The organism is Streptomyces hamibioticus, from assembly GCF_047946815.1.
GTDB lineage: Bacteria > Actinomycetota > Actinomycetes > Streptomycetales > Streptomycetaceae > Streptomyces.
In genome coordinates this window covers 3,355,675-3,376,090 of sequence record NZ_JBKKQY010000001.1, presented here as the reverse complement: position 1 = coordinate 3,376,090, position 20,416 = coordinate 3,355,675, and the positions used below count along the sequence as shown (strand labels likewise).

At 72.3% G+C, this 20,416-nt stretch carries 13 protein-coding genes and 1 pseudogene; 13 read left to right on the top strand and 1 reads right to left on the bottom strand.

Annotation, left to right across the window (positions count from 1 at the left end; genetic code table 11):
* Positions 1–52: 52 nt before the first annotated feature.
* The 3 genes and pseudogenes from ACLGIH_RS15130 to ACLGIH_RS15120 all read left to right on the top strand — a co-directional run.
* Entirely contained in the window at positions 53–241 is a 189-nt protein-coding gene (locus tag ACLGIH_RS15130) for a DUF4244 domain-containing protein (RefSeq protein WP_416525770.1), read from the top strand.
* Entirely contained in the window at positions 228–680 is a 453-nt protein-coding gene (locus tag ACLGIH_RS15125) for a TadE family type IV pilus minor pilin (RefSeq protein ID WP_416525769.1), read from the top strand. Before ACLGIH_RS15130 ends, ACLGIH_RS15125 begins: the two co-directional genes overlap by 14 nt.
* Positions 677–1,135: pseudogene (locus ACLGIH_RS15120) on the top strand (Rv3654c family TadE-like protein); the annotation flags it as partial. The gene ACLGIH_RS15125 and the pseudogene ACLGIH_RS15120, both read left to right, overlap by 4 nt.
* Here ACLGIH_RS15120 and ACLGIH_RS15115 read toward each other — a convergent pair.
* Positions 1,074–3,650, bottom strand: a complete 2,577-nt coding sequence (locus ACLGIH_RS15115; protein WP_416525768.1) for a DEAD/DEAH box helicase — start codon at positions 3,648–3,650, stop codon at positions 1,074–1,076. The pseudogene ACLGIH_RS15120 and the gene ACLGIH_RS15115 overlap by 62 nt on opposite strands.
* Positions 3,651–3,733: 83 nt before the next feature.
* On the opposite strand from ACLGIH_RS15115, the gene bldG reads away from it, so the two are divergent.
* The 10 genes from bldG (at position 3,734) to ACLGIH_RS15065 (ending at position 20,392) form a co-directional block, all read left to right on the top strand.
* A complete protein-coding gene (gene bldG / locus ACLGIH_RS15110) occupies positions 3,734–4,075 on the top strand; it encodes an anti-sigma factor antagonist BldG (RefSeq protein WP_003975386.1) in 342 nt (113 codons plus the stop codon).
* 121 nt (positions 4,076–4,196) lie between these two features.
* Positions 4,197–4,625, top strand: coding sequence for an ATP-binding protein (locus tag ACLGIH_RS15105; protein WP_416525767.1), 429 nt, complete (start codon positions 4,197–4,199; stop codon positions 4,623–4,625).
* Between the two features lie 362 nt (positions 4,626–4,987).
* The gene (locus tag ACLGIH_RS15100; RefSeq protein WP_416525766.1) at positions 4,988–7,405 is read left to right on the top strand and encodes a sodium-translocating pyrophosphatase; all 2,418 of its coding nucleotides are present in this window, start codon (positions 4,988–4,990) and stop codon (positions 7,403–7,405) included.
* 225 nt (positions 7,406–7,630) lie between these two features.
* Entirely contained in the window at positions 7,631–8,221 is a 591-nt protein-coding gene (locus tag ACLGIH_RS15095; RefSeq protein WP_416525765.1) for a small secreted protein, read from the top strand.
* A gap of 50 nt (positions 8,222–8,271) precedes the next feature.
* Complete coding sequence (locus tag ACLGIH_RS15090; protein ID WP_416525764.1) at positions 8,272–9,792, top strand: DUF7059 domain-containing protein; 1,521 nt, start codon at positions 8,272–8,274, stop codon at positions 9,790–9,792.
* 374 nt (positions 9,793–10,166) lie between these two features.
* Positions 10,167–10,364: a hypothetical protein gene (locus ACLGIH_RS15085; RefSeq protein WP_416525763.1), complete on the top strand. Its 198-nt coding sequence runs from the start codon at positions 10,167–10,169 to the stop codon at positions 10,362–10,364.
* Positions 10,365–10,636: 272 nt separating this feature from the next.
* Complete coding sequence (topA, locus tag ACLGIH_RS15080; protein WP_416525762.1) at positions 10,637–13,495, top strand: type I DNA topoisomerase; 2,859 nt, start codon at positions 10,637–10,639, stop codon at positions 13,493–13,495.
* A gap of 422 nt (positions 13,496–13,917) precedes the next feature.
* Positions 13,918–17,301: a dTMP kinase gene (gene tmk, locus ACLGIH_RS15075; protein ID WP_416525761.1), complete on the top strand. Its 3,384-nt coding sequence runs from the start codon at positions 13,918–13,920 to the stop codon at positions 17,299–17,301.
* Between the two features lie 126 nt (positions 17,302–17,427).
* Positions 17,428–18,633, top strand: a complete 1,206-nt coding sequence (locus ACLGIH_RS15070) for a DNA polymerase III subunit delta' (RefSeq protein WP_416525760.1) — start codon at positions 17,428–17,430, stop codon at positions 18,631–18,633.
* Between the two features lie 169 nt (positions 18,634–18,802).
* Positions 18,803–20,392, top strand: coding sequence for an alpha/beta hydrolase (locus ACLGIH_RS15065; protein WP_416525759.1), 1,590 nt, complete (start codon positions 18,803–18,805; stop codon positions 20,390–20,392).
* The last annotated feature ends 24 nt before the right edge of the window (positions 20,393–20,416 follow it).

The window sequence follows — 20,416 nt, the reverse complement described above, 5'->3', positions numbered from 1 at the left end:
GGCGATGCAGGCGTCCCGGCAGGCAACGGGACTGATCCTTACGGGGGTTGTAATGCGGCAGGTGGTACGGGCAAGGCTGCGTGCGGCGCGGCGGGACACGGGGATGGTCACGTCGGAGTACGCGATGGGAATCGTGGCGGCGGTGGCTTTCGCCGTCGTCCTCTACAAGGTGCTGACGAGCGGGGCGGTCAGCGCGGAGTTGCAGGGCATCGTGAAGCAGGCGCTCGATGCGCGGATGTGAGCGGGGAGCGGTCGGGAACTCCGACCGGGGGTTCGTGACGGCGGAGACGGCCGTGGTGCTGCCGGTGCTGGTGATGTTCTCGATGGCGTTGGTGTGGTGCCTGCTGGTGGTGGCCGCGCAGATCCAGTGCGTGGACGCGGCCCGGACGGGCGCCCGTGCGGCGGCCCGGCAGGACACCGCCGACGCGGTCGAGGCGGTCGCCCGGGAAGCGGCACCGCGCGGTGCGCGGGTCACCGTCCACCGGGAGGCGGGCCGGGTCCGCGTGGTCGTGGTGGCCGAGCCGCCGGTACTGCGCGGGCTCCCGTTCGAGGTACGGGAGGAGGCCGTGGCGTCGGTCGAGGCCGCGCCGGTGGAGGGCACGGCGGCGGAGGCGACGCCGGTCGAGGCCGCGCCGGTGGAGGGCACGCCGGTGGAGGGCACGACGGGGGCGGGTTCGTGAAGCGCGACGGCCGTGCCCCGTCGGCAGCCGCCCGCGCCGTCCGGTCGGCCGCCCACCGCCGTGTCCGGTCGGCAGTAGACCGACGTTCCCGGCCGGCGGCCGACCGGGGCTCTGCCACCGTCTGGAGCGTCGGTGCCGTTGCCGTGCTGTGCCTCGTGTTCGGCGTCGTACTGGCCCTGGGGCAGGCCGTCGTGGCACGGCACCGTGCGGCCGGCGGCGCCGATCTCGCGGCGCTCGCGGCGGCGGACCACTGGTCGCAGGGCGGCTCGGCGGCCTGTTCCCGGGCCGACCGGATCGCGCGGGCGCAGGGCACGCGGCTCGTGCGGTGTGTGCTCACCGGCCGGGTATCGGACGTGACGGCGGCGTCCGGACGGGGCCCGTTCGCGGCGGAGGTCAGGGCGCGGGCGGGCCCGCCGGAGGCGGTTCCTGCGCGGGTCGGCCCACCGGTGGCTCCGCTCGTCGGTCCACCGGTTGGTCCACCGGTTGGTCCACCGGTTGGTCCACCGGTTGGTCCGCTGGTTGCTCCGCCGGTTGGTCCAGCAGCACCGTGAGCAGCCGCACCGCCCCCCTCTTGTGCAGCGGGTCGTTGCCGTTGCCGCACTTGGGGGACTGGATGCAGGACGGGCAGCCGGCGTCGCACTCGCAGGACGCGATGGCCTCGCGGGTGGCGGCGAGCCAGTCGCGGGCCGTGTGGAAGGCGCGCTCCGCGAAGCCCGCGCCGCCGGGATGACCGTCGTAGACGAAGACCGTCGGCAGCAGGGTGTCCGGGTGCAGCGGTACGGACACACCGCCGATGTCCCAGCGGTCGCAGGTCGCGAACAGCGGCAGCATGCCGATCGAGGCGTGCTCGGCGGCGTGCAGGGCACCGCCGAGGATCTCCGGGTTGATCCGGGCGGCGTCCAGCTGGTCCTCGGTGACGGTCCACCACACGGCACGGGTGCGCAGCGTACGGGGAGGGAGGTCGAGTTTCGTCTCGCCCAGCACTTCGCCGGTGATCAGACGCCGGCGCAGGAAGGAGACCACCTGGTTGGTGACCTCGACGGAGCCGTAGCACAGGCGTCCGTCGCCCCACGGGACCTCGATGTCGGTCTCGAGGACGGAGATGGAGGTGGTGTCGCGGGCGACCGTCGAGTACGGCGGACTGGCCTGCTCGACCAGGGCGACCGAGTCCTCCAGGTCGAGGGAGCGCACCAGATAGGTGCGGCCCTGGTGCAGGTGCACGGCGCCCTCGTGGACCGTCGTGTGGGCGGCACCGGCGTCCACCGTGCCCAGCAGCCGGCCGGTGCCCGCCTCGACGACTTGCACCGGTCGTCCGCCCTCGCCGCGGATGTCGGTGAGGTCGGCGGCCCGCTCCCGGCGCGTCCAGTGCCAGGCCCGGGTCCGGCGGCGCAGCAGCTTGGCGGCCTCCAGCTGGGGGAGCAGTTCCTCGCAGGCGGGCCCGAAGAGCTTCAGGTCCTCGTCGGTCAGCGGCAGCTCGGCCGCCGCCGCGCACAGATGCGGGGCCAGGACGTAGGGATTGTCGGGGTCGAGGACCGTGGATTCCACCGGCTGGCCGAACAGCGCCTCGGGATGATGGACGAGGAAGGTGTCCAGCGGGTCGTCCCGGGCGACCAGCACCGCCAGCGCCCCCTGTCCGGAGCGGCCCGCCCGGCCCGCCTGCTGCCACAGCGAGGCGCGGGTGCCCGGGTAGCCGGCGATCACCACGGCGTCCAGGCCGGAGACGTCGAGGCCGAGTTCGAGGGCGTTGGTGGCCGCGAGACCGAGGAGTTCACCCGAATGGAGGGCGCGTTCCAGGGCGCGGCGTTCCTCGGGCAGATAGCCGCCGCGGTACGCCGCGACACGCCGGGCCAGCGACCGGTCCACCTCGCCCAGGCGCTCCTGGGCGATCACCGAGATCAGCTCGGCGCCGCGCCGGGAGCGTACGAAGGTGATCGAACGCATGCCCTGCACGGTGAGGTCGGTGAGCAGGTCGGCGGCCTCGGCGGTGGCGGTGCGGCGGACCGGGGCGCCCTTCTCGCCCTCCAGCTCGGTCAGCGGCGGCTCCCAGAGGGCGAACACCAGTTCACCTCGGGGTGAGGCGTCGTCGGCGACCTCGACGACCGGCAGGCCGGTGAGCCGGCGGGCGGCCACCGCGGGATCGGCGGCGGTGGCGGAGGCCAGCAGGAACACCGGGGAGGCGCCGTAGCGGGCGCACAGGCGGCGCAGCCGGCGCAGCACCTGGGCGACGTGGGAGCCGAAGACGCCGCGGTAGGTGTGGCACTCGTCGATGACGACGTACTTCAGCGCCTTCAGGAAGGAGGACCAGCGGGGGTGGGAGGGCAGGATGCCGCGGTGCAGCATGTCCGGGTTGGTGAGGACGTAGGTGGCGTACTGGCGGATCCACTCGCGTTCCTCGAACGGCGTGTCGCCGTCGTACACCGCGGCGCGCACCGACGCGCCGAGCGGTTGTGCAAGTTCCTTCACCGAACGGCACTGGTCGGCGGCGAGCGCCTTCGTCGGTGCCAGGTACAGGGCGGTGGCGCCACGGCCGTTCGGGGCCTCGGAGCCGTCCACGAGGGTGGACAGGACGGGCACCAGGTAGGCCAGGGACTTGCCGGACGCGGTGCCGGTGGCGACGACCACCGAGTCGCCGTCCAGCGCGTGCTCGGCGGCGCGTGCCTGGTGGGCCCAGGGGTGTCCGATGCCCGCGTCCCGTACGGCCGCGACGACCTCCGGGCGAATCCGATCGGGCCAGACGGCATGGCGGCCCTCGCGCGGGGGCAAGTGCTCCGTATGAGTGATGCGCGACGCCCTGCCCGGTCCCGCGGCGAGCCCGTCCAGTACCGTGCGTGGTTCCGGTCGGGAGGCGGGGTCCGTCGAGGGTCGATCGGGTCGGTGATTGGTGGCCATCGGCATCGAGTGTGTCACCGGCGTGACGGACAATGGGAGGAAGGCGTCGTGCACGCCTGCCGGTAAGTGATTGAATGCCATCGCGGCTGGCGAACCGTCCTTGGGGCTCCCAAGCCGAAATGTCCCGAGGGACGACCGCTCGATAGCAAGGTGCTGGAGGATCCGTGGACCTGTCCCTGTCGACCCGTACCGTCGGCGATCGTACGGTCGTCGAGGTCGGTGGCGAAATTGACGTATACACCGCGCCCAAGCTGCGCGAGCAGCTGGTCGAGCTGGTGAACGACGGGAGTTTCCACCTCGTCGTCGACATGGAGGGCGTGGACTTCCTCGACTCCACCGGGCTCGGCGTGCTGGTCGGCGGCCTGAAGCGGGTGCGTGCCCATGAGGGCTCGCTCCGCCTGGTCTGCAACCAGGAGCGCATTCTCAAGATCTTCCGCATCACCGGCCTCACCAAGGTGTTCCCGATTCACACCTCGGTCGAGGAAGCGGTGGCGGCCACCGACTGACGACCGGCACCGATCCCGGGCCCGCGGGCCCGGGACGCCGAGTTGACGTTGAACCGGAGGGGCCGGGCTTCGGCGGCCCGGCCCCTTTCGACCGCACGCCCGTAGTTTCAGAGGGGGATGCATGGCCACCGTCGAACTCCGCTTCAGCGCGTTGCCCGAGCATGTACGGACCGCCCGGCTGGTGGCGGCCGCGGTGGCACGCAGGGCCGGAGTGGACGAGGCCGTCCTCGACGAGGTCAGGCTCGCCGTCGGCGAGGCCTGCACCCGGGCCGTCGGGCTGCATCAGAGCGTGGGCATCACGGCGCCGGTGAAGGTGTCGCTGATCGAGGAGGAGAAGCAGTTCTCCATCGAGGTCGGCGACGAGGCGCCGCACGCGACACCCGGGGGCGCCGGCCCCGGAGCCGGCGACGACGTGGAGGCCGATGAGGACGAGATGGGCCTCGCGGTCATCAGCGGGCTCGTCGACGACGTCGAGGTCACCGCCGGGGAGGACGGCGGCCTGATCCGCATGACCTGGCCGACCGCCGACCCGATCGTGCCGATGGCCTGACGCTCGCCCCGTCAGCCGTCAGCCGTCAGCCGTCAGCCGTCAGCCGTCAGCCGTCAGCCGTCAGCCGTCTCGGGCCGTCCCTCACCAGTCCTCCGAAGGGCCCTACCTCGTAGGGCCCTTTGTCATGTGCGGAAACAGCAGCTCACGCATACAGTGGGTTCGTGCGGGCGCTAAGTGAATGAATTCACGAACAGCCGCACGACAAATGGATCACGGCCTTTTGATCTCCCTCAATGCTTTCAGGGCATTACCGCTATCCGATTGACAGGCCAATTCTATTTGTCGCGCACTGTTTTGATCAGCTTCCGGTTACCTACAATCCGTCCACATCTTGAGCTCAGCCCAAGCGTCAAGGAGGACGAATGGCGGAGCTTTCTACCCATCGGTTGGACCCTCATCAGTTGGGCGACCCCTCGACCCTCGCAGCCGCCGTGCTGACCGACGGCAACCGCGTCATGGTGGCGGTCATCGCCGCCGTCGCGCTCGCAGCGCTGGTGGTCGCGGGCATCCTGGTGCGCCAGGTGCTCGCGGCGGGCGAGGGAACCGACAGCATGAAGAAGATCGCGGCGGCCGTCCAGGAAGGCGCGAACGCCTATCTGGCCCGGCAGCTGCGCACGCTCGGCGTATTCGCCGTCGTCGTGTTCTTCCTGCTCATGCTGCTGCCCGCGGACGACTGGAATCAGCGTGCCGGACGATCGGTGTTCTTCCTGATCGGTGCGGCGTTCTCGGCGGGCACCGGCTATATCGGCATGTGGCTCGCCGTGCGCAGCAATGTGCGCGTCGCCGCGGCGGCGCGGGAAGCGACACCGGGCGAGGGAGAGCCGAAAAAGGATCTCACCCTCGTCTCGCACAAAGCGATGAAGATCGCATTTCGCACGGGTGGCGTCGTCGGCATGTTCACGGTGGGGCTCGGCCTGCTGGGCGCCTCCTGCGTGGTGCTGGTGTACGCGGCCGACGCGCCGAAGGTGCTGGAGGGCTTCGGCCTCGGCGCGGCGCTCATCGCCATGTTCATGAGGGTGGGCGGCGGCATCTTCACCAAGGCCGCCGACGTCGGCGCCGACCTGGTCGGCAAGGTCGAGCAGGGGATCCCGGAGGACGATCCGCGCAATGCCGCGACCATCGCCGACAACGTGGGCGACAACGTCGGCGACTGTGCGGGCATGGCGGCCGACCTCTTCGAGTCGTACGCCGTGACGCTGGTGGCCGCGCTGATCCTCGGCAAGGTCGCCTTCGGTGACTCCGGGCTGGCGTTCCCGCTGCTGGTGCCCGCGATCGGCGTGGTCACGGCCATGATCGGCATCTTCGCCGTGGCACCGCGCCGTGCCGACCGCAGCGGCATGTCCGCGATCAACCGCGGGTTCTTCATCTCCGCGACGATCTCGCTGGTGCTGGTGGCGGCGGCCGTCTTCCTGTACCTGCCCGGAAGGTACTCCGAGCTCGACGGCGTCACCGACGCGGCGATCTCGGGCAAGAGCGGCGACCCGCGCGTCCTCGCCCTCGTCGCCGTGGCGATCGGCATCGTGCTGGCCGCCCTGATCCAGCAGCTCACCGGCTACTTCACCGAGACCACCCGACGGCCCGTCAAGGACATCGGCAGGACCTCGCTCACCGGCCCCGCCACCGTCATCCTGGCCGGCATCTCCATCGGCCTGGAATCGGCCGTCTACACCGCCCTGTTGATCGGCCTCGGTGTCTACGGGGCGTTCCTGCTCGGTGGCGCGTCGATCACGCTGGCGCTGTTCGCGGTGGCGCTGGCCGGCACCGGCCTGCTCACCACGGTCGGCGTGATCGTCGCCATGGACACCTTCGGGCCGGTCTCCGACAACGCCCAGGGCATCGCCGAGATGTCCGGCGACGTCCAGGGCGAGGGCGCGCAGGTCCTCACCGACCTGGACGCCGTCGGCAACACCACCAAGGCCATCACCAAGGGCATCGCCATCGCCACCGCGGTCCTCGCGGCGGCGGCGCTGTTCGGGGCGTACCGCGACGCCATCGCCACCGGCGCAAGAGACGTGGGCGAACGGCTCAGCGGTGACGGAGCGCCGCTGACCTTGATGATGGACATCTCCCAGCCCAACAACCTCGTCGGGCTGATCGCCGGCGCGGCGGTCGTCTTCCTCTTCTCCGGACTGGCGATCAACGCCGTGTCGCGGTCGGCGGGTTCGGTCGTCTACGAGGTGCGCCGGCAGTTCCGGGAGAAGCCCGGGATCATGGACTACAGCGAGAAACCGGAGTACGGCAAGGTCGTCGACATCTGCACCAGGGACGCCCTGCGAGAGCTCGCCACGCCCGGCCTGCTCGCCGTGATGGCGCCCATCTTCATCGGGTTCACGCTCGGCGTGGGCGCGCTCGGGGCCTTCCTGGCGGGCGCGATCGGCGCGGGCACGCTGATGGCGGTGTTCCTGGCCAACTCCGGTGGCGCCTGGGACAACGCCAAGAAGCTCGTCGAGGACGGCCACCACGGCGGCAAGGGCAGCGATGCCCACGCCGCCACGGTCATCGGCGACACGGTCGGCGACCCCTTCAAGGACACCGCGGGACCGGCGATCAACCCGCTGCTGAAGGTGATGAACCTGGTGGCGCTGCTGATCGCACCCGCCGTGATCCAGTTCTCCTACGGCGCCGACAAGAGCATCGCCGTACGGGTGCTGATCGCGGCCGTCTCGGCCGTGGTGATCATCGGCGCGGTCTACGTCTCCAAGCGGCGCGGCATCGCCGTGGGTGACGAGGACAACGCCGACCGGGAGCCCAAGTCCCCCGACCCGGCGGTGGTTTCGTAGACCCGCGCACCGCGAGGGAACGGGCCCGGCTCAAGGCGCGGGCGGGCGGCGCGCATTGACGCGTCGCCCGCCCGCGTCGTGCGTGTGCGCCGCGTGTGTGCGCCCCCGAGCCGTGAGCCTTCTCTCGTCTGTTCTCTTGGTGCAAATGGCTGTAATTACGGTCATATGGGGTGCTGGTCACGCGGATGTCGCCCGGATGGCGTGTATGTTCCGGGGCCGGAAGCCATGGAAGGGACCAAACCGGTGAACAAGAAGCTCGCGGCCGCACTGTCCGGCGGTGCGGTACTGGTACTGGCGCTGACGGGATGCGGCAGCGACGACAACAGCGACAAGCTGAATTCCTGGGCCAAGGACGTCTGCGACTCCGTGCAGCCGCAGGCCAGGAAGATCGCGTCCGCCAACGCCGCGATCCAGAAGGAGACCTCGGACAACAGCACGCCGGAAGAGGTCCAGAAGACCGACGCCAAGGCCTTCCAGGACATGTCCGACGCCTACAAGGCGATGGGCGCCGCCGTGCGGAAGGCCGGGGCCCCCGACGTCGAGAACGGCGAGAAGAAGCAGAAGGACGCGGTCGCGGAGCTCAACAGCCTGTCCGCCTCGTACGCCGACCTGAGGAAGCAGGTGGAGGCCCTCGAGACCAAGGACCAGGCGAAGTTCGCCGACGGCCTCAAGGACATCGCCACCGAGCTGGACAAGCTCGGCAGGACCGGCAACGACGCCCTGAAGACCCTGGAGGAGGGCGAGGTCGGCCAGGCGATGGCCAAGCAGCCCACCTGCAGGTCGGCCACCTCGTCGGCGTCGGCCACGACCAGCTGACGGCCGGTTCCCTGAGCCCCGGGCGGGGCGCGCGGGGTCACAATGGGGACGTGAGTAACGCCAGCCTCTCCGCCCTGCCCTCCGCCGACCGTCCCGACGTCACCGCACGGCTGCGGGACGCCCTGCTCGGGGCCTCCTTCACCGCCGACGGCCTGCTGGAGCTGCTCGGCGCTCCCGCCTACGCGGCGCTGTCCCGCAGCGAGACCGTGCCCGCGCTCCGCGCCACCCGCGGCGACACGCCGCTGGAACTGCTCGTCCGGCTCTTCCTCCTCCAGCAACCGGCGCCCCACGCGCGCGTGGCGGACGTTCTGCCCGTCCAGGAGTGCCTGGACAGCGGGTGGCTGATGGCCGCCGGGGACGGTGAGGTGGCCGCCACCGTGGACGTACGGCCGTACGGCGGGCCGGGCGGCGAGGACTGGTTCATCGTGTCCGACCTGGGGTGCGCGGTCGGCGGCGCCGCCGGGATCGGCAGCCGCGCGGAAGGTGTCGTCCTCGGTGTCGGCGGCGCCTCCACCACCCTCGCCGGCATCACCGTCCGCACGCCGGTCGCCGCCGCCCTCGACCTCGGCACCGGCTCCGGCATCCAGGCGCTGCACGCCGCGACGCACGCCACGCGCGTGACGGCGACCGACGTCAACCCGCGCGCACTGCACATCGCCGCGCTCACGCTCGCGCTGTCCGGCGTCCCGGCCGCCGACCTGCGCGAGGGCTCGCTGTTCACGCCCGTCCGGGAGGACGAGCGGTACGACCTGATCGTCTCCAACCCGCCGTTCGTGATCTCCCCCGGCGCCCGCCTGACCTACCGGGACGGCGGGATGGGCGGGGACGATCTGTGCCGCACGCTCGTTCAGCAGGCGGGGGACCGGCTGGCCGAGGGAGGGTTCGCGCAGTTCCTCGCCAACTGGCAGCACGTGGAGGGGGAGGAGTGGACGGACCGGTTGCGCTCCTGGGTGCCGCGCGGCTGCGACGCGTGGATCGTCCAGCGCGAGGTGCAGGACGTCACGCAGTACGCCGAGCTGTGGCTGCGGGACGCCGGGGACCACCGGGACGACGTGGCGCGGTACCAGGCGCGGTACGACGCGTGGCTGGACGAGTTCGAGGCGCGCAAGGTCAAGGCGATCGGCTTCGGCTGGATCACCCTGCGCCGGACCGGGGGCGCCGAGCCCTCCATCACCGTGGAGGAATGGCCGCACCCGGTCGAACAGCCCCTCGGCGAGACGGTCCGGGCGCACTTCGACCGGCTCGACTACCTGCGCGCCCACGACGACGCGGCACTGCTCGAGGCACACTTCACCCTGGCCGGCGAGGTCGTCCAGGAGCAGGTCGGGCTGCCCGGCGCCGAGGACCCCGAGCACGTCGTCCTGCGGCAGAACCGCGGCATGCGCCGGGCCGCCAAGGTCGACACGGTCGGTGCCGGCTTCGCGGGCGTCTGCGACGGCACGATGAGCGCCGGCCGCATCCTGGACGCCATCGCCCAGCTGGTGGGCGAGGACCCGGTGCTGCTGCGCGACCGTACGCCCGCGCAGATCCGCCTGCTGGTGGAGCAGGGGTTCCTCGAACCGGCGCGGTGAGCGAGACGGGGCTGGGGAGCAGGGCGGGCCCGGTGAGATGGGCCCCGGTGAGTGGGATGGGCCCGGTGAGTGGGATGGGCCTGGTGAGCAAGGTGGGCGCAGGGGGTGCCGGACCGGCGCGGTGGACTCGGACGCCCTATTGCGAACCGGTGTATATGGGGCAAGAGGTGCAAAAGATGGGCTTGAGGGGGAGTGGATCCATGGAGTCGAAAGACACCTCAGAAAAATTCGAGACTGCGGGGCCCTGAGGGAACGAGCCAGGCCGCGTCCCGTCGGCCCCCCGTTCACCCAGGGTTCGTCCGCTCGCCGCACGCCCGTGTCAGCCTCCTGGAGGCTGGGCATGGGCGGGCGGAGGAAGAGGGGCACGGGAGACCATGGAGCGTGGACCGGCGATCTTCGCGGGAACGGTGTTCGCCCTGTTCGGAGCGGGCTTGCTGGTGTGGACGGCGGCCCGGGTGCGCCACCGCCGACCGGTCGCCCAGGGTGTGAGTCAGGTCGCGTCGGCGACCTTCGCCGGCGTCACCGCGGTGGCCGCCCTGACCCTCGGCGCCTGGTGTCTGACCCGCGTCTGAAGGGCGGGTTCCGGACGGCCGCCGTACGTCGGTCACGGTAACCGGGAGATCGCGCTCCGGATACGGTCGAACAGGTCGCTGGGCACTCCGGGCGGCAGGAACCGGGTTCGTCGGGTTACCGTTCGAGTGGCCCTTGCGGACTTTTCCCGTTTGACACGGGGGCGGGAGGTACCGTCACACTCCGCAGCGTCACGAGCGAACAAGGAAGCAGACCCGACCCCGGGACCCAGGCCTGGGTCAGGCCCCAGCGTCGACCGGAGAGAAGAGCGAAGTTGTCCCCGACCAGCGAGACCGCGAAGGGCGGCCGCCGACTCGTCATCGTCGAGTCGCCTGCCAAGGCGAAGACGATCAAGGGCTACCTCGGCCCCGGATACGTCGTCGAGGCGAGCGTCGGGCACATCCGCGACCTCCCCAACGGCGCCGCCGAGGTGCCCGAGAAGTACACCGGCGAGGTCCGTCGCCTCGGCGTGGACGTCGAACACGACTTCCAGCCGATCTATGTGGTCAATGCCGACAAGAAGGCGCAGGTCAAGAAGCTCAAGGACCTGCTCAAGGACTCCGACGAGCTCTTCCTCGCCACCGATGAGGACCGGGAGGGCGAGGCCATCGCCTGGCACCTCCAGGAGGTCCTCAAGCCGAAGATCCCGGTCAAGCGGATGGTGTTCCACGAGATCACCAAGGACGCGATCCGCGAGGCCGTGGCCAATCCGCGCCAGCTCAACCAGAAGCTCGTCGACGCCCAGGAGACCCGCCGCATCCTCGACCGCCTCTACGGCTACGAGGTCTCGCCGGTCCTGTGGAAGAAGGTCATGCCGCGCCTGTCGGCGGGCCGTGTCCAGTCGGTGGCGACCCGGCTCGTGGTGGAGCGGGAACGCGAGCGCATCGCGTTCCGTTCCGCCGAGTACTGGGACCTGACGGGCACCTTCGCGACCGGCCGCGCGGGGGACGCGTCGGACCCGTCGTCGCTGGTCGCCCGCCTCCAGACCGTCGACGGCCGGCGGATCGCCCAGGGCCGTGACTTCGACTCCCTGGGACAGCTGAAGAACGCGAACACCCTGCACCTCGACGAGGCGAACGCCCGCGCCCTGGCCGCCGCCCTGGAGCAGACGCGGTTCGCCGTCCGCTCCGTCGAGTCCAAGCCGTACCGCCGCTCGCCGTACGCCCCCTTCCGTACGACCACGCTCCAGCAGGAGGCGTCGCGGAAGCTCGGCTTCGGTGCGAAGGCGACCATGCAGATCGCCCAGAAGCTGTATGAGAACGGCTACATCACGTACATGCGTACGGACTCCACGACGCTGAGCGACACGGCGGTCGCCGCCGCCCGCGCCCAGGTCACGCAGCTGTACGGCGCCGATTACCTGCCGGCGCAGCCGCGCACGTACGCCGGGAAGGTCAAGAACGCGCAGGAGGCGCACGAGGCGATCCGCCCCTCCGGCGACCGCTTCCGCACCCCGGCGGAGACCGGTCTGACCGGCGACCAGTTCAAGCTGTACGAGCTGATCTGGAAGCGGACCGTCGCCTCCCAGATGAAGGACGCCACCGGCAACAGCGTCACCGTGAAGATCGGCGGCACGGCGTCGGACGGCCGGGACGTCGAGTTCAGTGCGTCCGGCAAGACGATCACCTTCCACGGCTTCCTGAAGGCCTACGTCGAGGGTGCCGACGACCCGAACGCCGAGCTGGACGACCGTGAGCGCCGGCTGCCGCAGGTCGCCGAGGGCGACCGGCTCACCGCCGAGGAGATCTCGGTCGACGGCCACGCCACCAAGCCCCCGGCCCGCTACACCGAGGCCTCGCTGGTCAAGGAGCTGGAGGAGCGGGAGATCGGCCGCCCGTCGACGTACGCGTCGATCATCGGCACGATCCTCGACCGCGGCTATGTGTTCAAGAAGGGCACGGCACTCGTCCCGTCCTTCCTGTCCTTCGCCGTGGTCAACCTCCTGGAGAAGCACTTCGGCCGGCTCGTCGACTACGACTTCACCGCCAAGATGGAGGACGACCTCGACGCCATCGCCCGCGGTGAGGCGCAGGCCGTGCCGTGGCTGCGCCGCTTCTACTTCGGCGAGGGCTCCGGCGCGGGCGTGGCGGCCGACGCGGGCAACGGCGACGGCGACCACCTCGGCGGCCTCAAGGAGCTGGTGACCGACCTGGGCGCGATCGACGCCCGCGAGGTCTCCTCGTTCCCCGTCGGCAACGACATCGTGCTCCGCGTCGGCCGCTACGGCCCGTACATCGAGCGCGGCGAGAAGGACACCGAGCAGCACCAGCGCGCGGACATCCCGGACGACCTCGCGCCGGACGAGCTGACCGTCGAGCTGGCGGAGGAACTGCTCGCCAAGCCGAGCGGCGACTTCGAGCTGGGCACCGACCCGGCCACCGGCCACACCATCGTCGCCAAGGACGGCCGCTACGGCCCCTACGTCACCGAGGTGCTCCCCGAGGGCACCCCGAAGACCGGCAAGAACGCCGTGAAGCCGCGGACGGCCTCGCTGCTCAAGTCGATGTCGCTGGACACGGTGACGCTGGAGGACGCCCTGAAGCTGATGGCGCTGCCGCGCGTCGTCGGCACCGACGCGGACGGCACCGAGATCACCGCGCAGAACGGCCGCTACGGCCCGTACCTGAAGAAGGGCACGGACTCGCGGTCCCTGCAGTCCGAGGAGCAGATCTTCACGATCACGCTGGAGGAGGCGCTGGCGATCTACGCCCAGCCCAAGCAGCGCGGTCGGGCCGCGGCCAAGCCGCCGCTGAAGGAGCTGGGCACCGACCCGGTCAGCGAGAAGCCGGTCGTGGTCAAGGACGGCCGTTTCGGCCCGTACGTCACCGACGGCGAGACCAACGCGACCCTGCGGTCCGGCGACAGTGTGGAGACGATCACGCCGGAGCGCGGCTTCGAGCTGCTCGCCGAGAAGCGCGCCAAGGGGCCCGCCAAGAAGACGGCGAAGAAGTCGGCCGCCAAGAAGACGACCGCGAAGAAGGCACCGGCGAAGAAGACCGCGGCCAAGAAGACCACCGCGGCGAAGAAGACGACGGCCACCAAGACGGCCACCAAGACGGCCGCCAAGAAGACGACGGCCAAGACCACGGCCGCGGCGAAGAAGGCGACCGCGTCGAAGACGGCCGAGGACTGACCGAGCGGGACCGACGACCGAGCGGGACCGACGACGGAGCGGGACCGACGACGGAGCGGGACCGACGACGGAGCGGGACCGACGACGGAGCGGGACCGACGACGGAGCGGGACCGACGACGGAGCGGGACCGACGACGGAGCGGGACCGACGACGGAGCGGGACCGACGACGGAGCGGGACCGACGACGGAGCGGGACCGACGACGGAGCGGGACCGACGACGGAGCGGGACCGACGACCGAGCGGGACCGACGACGGAGCGGGGACTGAGCCCGGCTCAGGAACTCCTGGGCGAGCCCGGGAACCGCTCCGCGGCACCCGCTCTTCGCAAAACGAACGCCCCGGCATCGATTCGGTGTCGGGGCGCGCGTACGTTCGGGCGTCGGCGCGGGAGTGTCGGTGCGTCCCGATAGGCTGAATGCATGACGCGAGCCGAGCAGCCAACGGCCCCTCAGCCGGCCCCTGACGATGCCCTGGTCGCGGACTCCCGCGAGCGCGCCGTCCGCGCCCTGCTGCGCCAGCCGCAGTTGAAGCGGTTGTGGAGCGCACAGCTCGTGGGCGGTGTCGGCGACACGCTCGCCCTGCTGGTCCTGGTCGTCCTGTCCCTGCAGGCGGCCGTCGCCACGGGCTCGTTCGGCGGCGGCTACAGAGGCGTGGCGTTCGCAGTGGCGACCGTTTTCGGCGTGCGCATCCTGGCGACGCTGCTCTTCGGCGCCGTCCTCCTCGGTCCGCTCACCTCGCTCACCTCGCCGGACGGCCCGCTGGACCGCCGCTGGACCATGGTCGGCGCGGACGGGTTGCGGGCCGCGCTGCTGATCGTGGCGCCCCTGTGGATCGACTGGATGCCGGACGAGGCCCTCGCCGTCCTGCTGGTGACCGTCTTCGTCACCGGCGTCGCCGAGCGCTTCTGGAGCGTCTGCCGGGAGAGCGCGGCCCCCGCGCTGCTGCCCGCACCGCCCTTGGAGGGCGCGACCGTACGCCCGCTGCCGGACCACATGGACGCGCTGCGCCGCCTGTCGCTGCGCACCGCCTTCGTGGCCGTACCGCTCGCGGCGGTGGCGCTCGTCGTCGCCGGGCTGCTGAACAACCTGCTGGGCGCGGGCATCGACTGGTTCGCCGAGCACCAGGCGGCCCTCGGGTCGTACGTCGCGGCCGGACTGTTCGCCGCGTCGCTGTCCGTGGTGACCTTCCTGGAGCTGCCCGCGACGCGTACGCCGCGCGCGCGGTCGCCACTGGAGGGCCTGCGCCGCCCGAAGACCGCCGCGGGCGCCGAGAAGGGCCGCACCGGTGTTCTGCCGCTGCTGGTGCTCGCCGGTGCCGCGGTCGCCTGCGCGGTGTCGGCCGCGGTCGCCGTGGCGGTGCTGCACGCCAAGGACCTGGGCGGCGGCCCCGTGCTGTACGGGCTGATGGTGGGCGCGCTGACCGGCGGCGTCGTCGTCGGCATCCGCACGGCCCCCGCCCTGCTGCCCTCCCTGTCGCGCCGCCGGCTGCTGGCCCTGGCGACCGCCTTCGCGGGCGTCGCCCTGCTGGCCGCCGGGCTGGTGCCGGACGACACCAGCGTGCTGCTGCTCCTGGTCCTGGCCGGTGTCGGCGCGGGCGTCGCCGCCAACGTCGCGCACACCCTGCTCGACCAGGAGACCGAGGACCACCGCCGGGCGCGGATCACCGATCACCTGCACGCGTGCGTGCGGGTCTGCGTGGCGCTCGGCGTGGTGATCGCCCCCCTGGTGGCCGCGGGGATCGGGCCGCACCGGCTGGAGAGCGGCAAGTTCGTCTTCGCGCACGGCGGCGCCGCGTTCACGCTGATGCTGATCGGCGCGCTGCTGCTGCCGGTGGCCGCACTGGTGCTGGCCAAGGTCGACGACCGCTCCGGGGTACCGCTGCGCCACGACCTGCGGGACGCGCTGCTCGGCGGCGACGACCCGGTGCCGGCACCCGCGTCGAACGGTTTCTTCATCGCCCTGGAGGGCGGCGACGGCGCCGGGAAGTCCACCCAGGCCGAGGCCCTCGCCGAGTGGATTCGGGCCAAGGGCCACGAGGTCGTGCTGACGCGCGAGCCCGGGGCGACGCCGGTCGGCAAGCGCCTGCGGTCGATCCTCCTCGACGTGTCGAGTGCCGGCCTGTCGCACCGCGCGGAGGCCCTGCTGTACGCCGCTGACCGCGCGGAGCACGTCGACACGGTGGTCCGGCCCGCGCTGGAGCGCGGCGCCGTGGTCATCTCCGACCGGTACATCGACTCCTCGGTGGCCTACCAGGGCGCCGGGCGCGACCTCTCGCCGACCGAGATCGCCCGCATCAACCGCTGGGCGACGAACGGACTGGTCCCGCACCTGACCGTCCTGCTGGACGTGCCGCCGGAGACCGCGCGCGAGCGGTTCACCGAGGCGCCCGACCGGCTGGAGTCGGAGCCCGCCGAGTTCCACGCGCGCGTGCGGGCCGGTTTCCTGACGCTGGCCGCGGCCGACCCCGGGCGCTATCTGGTGGTGGACGCCGGCCAGGAGCCGGAGGCCGTCACCGCGGCCGTACGGCACCGGCTCGACCGGGTGCTGCCGCTGTCCCAGGCGGAGATCGAGGCGCGGGAGGAGGCGCGCCGCAAGGCCGAGGAGGAGGCCCGGCGCAAGGCCGAGGAAGAAGCCGCCCGCAAGGCCGAGGAGGAGCGCCTGGAGCGCGAGCGCCAGGAGCAGCTGGAGCGGCTGCGCGCCGAGGAGGAGGAGCGCAAGCGGCGCGAGCTGGAGGAGGCCCAGCGGCGCGAGGCGGAACGGCAGGCGGAGGAGGCCCGGCAGCGGGCCGAGGAAGCACGCCGGAAGGCCGAGGAGGAGCGGGCCCGGCTCCTGGCCGAGGAGAAGGCCCGCGCCGAGGAGGAGGCCCGCCGCAAGGCCGAGGAGGAACGGCGCCGCAAGCAGGCCGAGGAGGAGGCGCGGCTGCGTGCCGAGGCCGAGGCGCTCCGCCTGGAGAAGCAGCGGAAGGCCGAGGAGGCCCTGCTGCGGGCCGAGGAGGCGCGCCGGGCGGCGGAGCAGGCGGCGGCAGCGGCAGCGGCGGGGCCCAAGCCGACGGTTCCGCCCGCGGCGGACGCTCCCCGGGCGCCCCGCTCCGCCCCGCCGCAGTCGCAGGCGCAGTCGGCGCCGGACGCGATGACCGTGCCGACGCCCGTGGTGGCGCCGACGAACGCCTCCGGCGGTCCGGTGGAGGACACGGCGGTGCTGCGGCCGGTGCGGGACGAGACCGCCGAGGACGACGCGGAGGCGGCCGGGGAGCGTTCCGGACCGTCCGAGGCCGAGGTGACGACCGAGCTGCCCAAGCCGCCGGTGTCGCCGGGTGCGGCGGACGAGACGGCGGTGCTGCCGCCCGTGCCGCCGGGTGCCGCGGACGAGACGGCCGTGCTGCCGTCTGTGCCGCGGGGCGCATCGGACGAGACGGCCGTGCTGCCGCCCGTACGTGGGGACGACCCGGCCGGCCGGGTTCCGCCGGGCTTGTTCCGGGACGAGGACCAGGCCGCCGGGGGCCCCGACGGCTCCGGTGACGACCGCACGCGCGAGCTGCCCCAGGTCGAGCCCCAGGAAGGGCCGCAGGGTGACGCCGAGCGGACGGGGCGCCGTCGGCGCCGGCCCGACTGGGCCGAGGAGACGCCGCTGGACGACCTGCCGACGCTGGCCGACGAGCTGCTCGGACCGCATGACGACGGTGATCACGGTGGCCACAGTGACCACGGTGACCACGGCGGCCCCGCGGACAACGCCGACAACGCCGACCGCGGTGAGGACGACGGCCGGCGGGGCCGGGGCGGCCGCGGCGGCCGGGGGCGCTGACCCCGGCGCCGGGCCGCCGGCGACCGTGCGGCACGGCCCGGTCGGCGACCGCATCGCGCCCCGTTGTCAGTGGCCGCCCGCACAATGGATGGCGCGACGCAGTGTGACGGAAGGACGGCGTGACCCATGACCGTGTGGGACGACCTGGTCGGGCAGGAGAAGGTGAGCGAGCAGCTTGCCGCCGCTGCCCGGGACGCCGACGCCCTGGTCACCGCGGCCTCGGCCGACGCCCCGCCGCCCGAGGCGTCGAAGATGACGCACGCCTGGCTGTTCACCGGGCCGCCGGGCGCGGGCGTGACGCAGACGGCGCGCGCCTTCGCCGCCGCGCTGCAGTGCGTGAGCCCCGACCGCGCGCTCGGCGGCGCCCCCGGCTGCGGCTTCTGCGACGGCTGCCACACAGCGCTGATCGGCACCCACGCGGACGTCAGCACGGTGACGGCCGTGGGCGCGGAGATCCGCGTCGGTGACATGCGGGACACCGTCCGCAAGTCCTTCACCTCACCGGCGAACGGCCGCTGGCAGACGATCCTCGTCGAGGACGCCGAGCGGCTCAACGAGAGATCGGCGAACGCCGTCCTCAAGGCCGTGGAGGAGCCCGCCCCCCGTACGGTCTGGCTGTTGTGCGCCCCTTCCATCGAGGACGTGCTGCCCACCATCCGCTCCCGCTGCCGCCACCTGAACCTGCGCACGCCGTCGGTCGAGGCCGTCGCCGACATGCTGATCCGGCGCGAGGGCATCGAGCCGGACGTCGCCGCCGCCGCGGCGCGCGCCACCCAGGGCCACATCGAGCGGGCCCGGCGGCTGGCCACCGATCCGGCAGCCCGTGACCGCCGGGCCGCCGTGCTGAAGCTGCCGCTTCGGGTCGACGACGTCGGGGCCGCGCTCAAGGCGGCCCAGGAACTGGTCGACGCGGCGGCGGCGGACGCCAAGCAGCTCGCCGAGGACCGGGACGCCAAGGAGACCGAAGAGCTGAAGGCGGCGCTGGGGGCGGCCCAGGGCGGCCGGCTGCCGCGCGGCACGGCGGGCGTGATGAAGGAACTGGAGGACGACCAGAAGCGCCGCAAGAAGCGGACCCAGCGCGACAGCCTCGACCTCGCGCTCGCCGAGCTCACCGCCTTCTACCGCGACGTGCTCGCCCTTCAGCTCGGTTCCCGGGTCGCGATCGCCAACACCGACGCCCAGGACGCCCTGGACCGCATCGCCCGCGGCAGCACCCCGGAGGCCACCCTCCGCCGCATCGAGGCGATCGGGGCCTGTCACGAAGCCCTGGACCGCAATGTGCCGCCGCTGCTGGCGGTGGAGGCGATGACGATGGCGCTCAGAACGGGCTGAGCCACGTCCCCGCCGGGCCACGTTCCTGCCGGACCATTTCCCTGCCGGACGACGTTCCTGCCGGGCCATTCCTGCCGGACCACGTTCCTGCCGATCGACGGCGTAACTCGTACGAGCCACATCCGGCACACTGCGCGTTCACGCCATTGCGGAGGGTTACTCTCGCTGAATGCACACAAGGCGTTCGCACCGCTCCCCCCGCACTCCCCGCAGAATCCGTACCGGTCTCGCCCTGCTCGCCGCCACGCTCTTCACCGCCGCGTGCTCCTCCGGGACGGCGTCGACCTCCGCCACCTCGGCGTCGAAGGGCACGCTCGCCGCGCTGCCGCAATCCACGCCGACGGCCTTTTCGCCGTACTACGAGCAGCAGTTGAGCTGGCGCGACTGCGGTGTCCCCGGCTTCCAGTGCACCACGATGAAGGCGCCGCTCGACTACGCGAAGCCGTCCGACGGGGACGTCCGGCTCGCCGTGGCCCGCAAGAAGGCCACCGGCCCGGGCAAGCGCCTGGGGTCGCTGCTGGTCAACCCGGGCGGACCGGGCGGATCGGCGATCGGCTACCTCCAGCAGTACGCGGGCATCGGCTACCCCGAGGAGGTCCGCGCCCGCTACGACATGGTGGCGGTCGACCCGCGGGGCGTGGCCCGCAGCGAGCCGGTGGAGTGCCTCGACGGCCGCGAGATGGACGCGTACACGCAGACGGACGTGACACCGGACGACGGCAAGGAGACCGAGGCGCTCGTCGCCGGCTACAAGGAGTTCGCCGAGGGCTGCGAGGACGACGCGCCTCGGCTGCTGAGCCACGTCTCGACGGTCGAGGCGGCCCGTGACATGGACATCCTGCGGGCGGTGCTGGGGGACGAGAAGCTGGCCTACGTGGGGGCGTCGTACGGGACGTTCCTCGGGGCGACGTACGCCGGGCTGTTCCCGGACCGGGCGGGCAGGCTCGTCCTGGACGGCGCGATGGACCCGTCGCTGCCCGCGCGCCGGCTGAACCTGGAGCAGACGGAGGGCTTCGAGACGGCGTTCCAGTCCTTCGCGAAGGACTGCGTGCGGCGGGCCGGCTGCCCGCTGGGCGGCCGGGGCACGTCGCCCGCCGAGGCCGGCAAGGCGCTGAAGGCGTTCTTCGACCGGCTGGACGCCGAGCCGATCCCCGTAGGTGCCGAGGGCCGCAGGCTCACCGAATCCCTGGCGACCACGGGCGTGATCGCGGCGATGTACGACGAGGGCGCCTGGCAGCAGCTGCGCGAGGCGCTGACGGCGGCGATGAAGGAGAAGGACGGCGCCGGCCTGCTGGTCCTGTCCGACAGTTACTACGAGCGGGACGCCGACGGCAGCTACAGCAACCTGATGTTCGCCAACGCCGCCGTGAACTGCCTCGACCTCCCGCCCGCCTTCTCCTCCCCGGAGGAGGTGCGCAAGGCGCTGCCCGACTTCGAGAAGGCGTCCCCCGTCTTCGGCGAGGGCCTCGCCTGGGCCTCGCTGAACTGCGCGTACTGGCCGGTGCCGGCGAAGGGTGAGCCGCACCGCATCCTCGCCGAGGGCGCCGCCCCGATCGTCGTTGTCGGCACCACCCGCGACCCGGCGACCCCCTACCGCTGGGCCGAGGCCCTGGCCGGCCAGCTCTCCTCCGGCCGCCTCCTCACCTACGACGGCGACGGCCACACCGCCTACGGCCGCGGCAGCACGTGCATCGACTCCACGATCAACATGTACCTCCTGCGGGGCACCGCGCCGGGGAACGGCAAACGCTGCTCGTGACCCGGCCTGCCGGCCCCGGAGGCC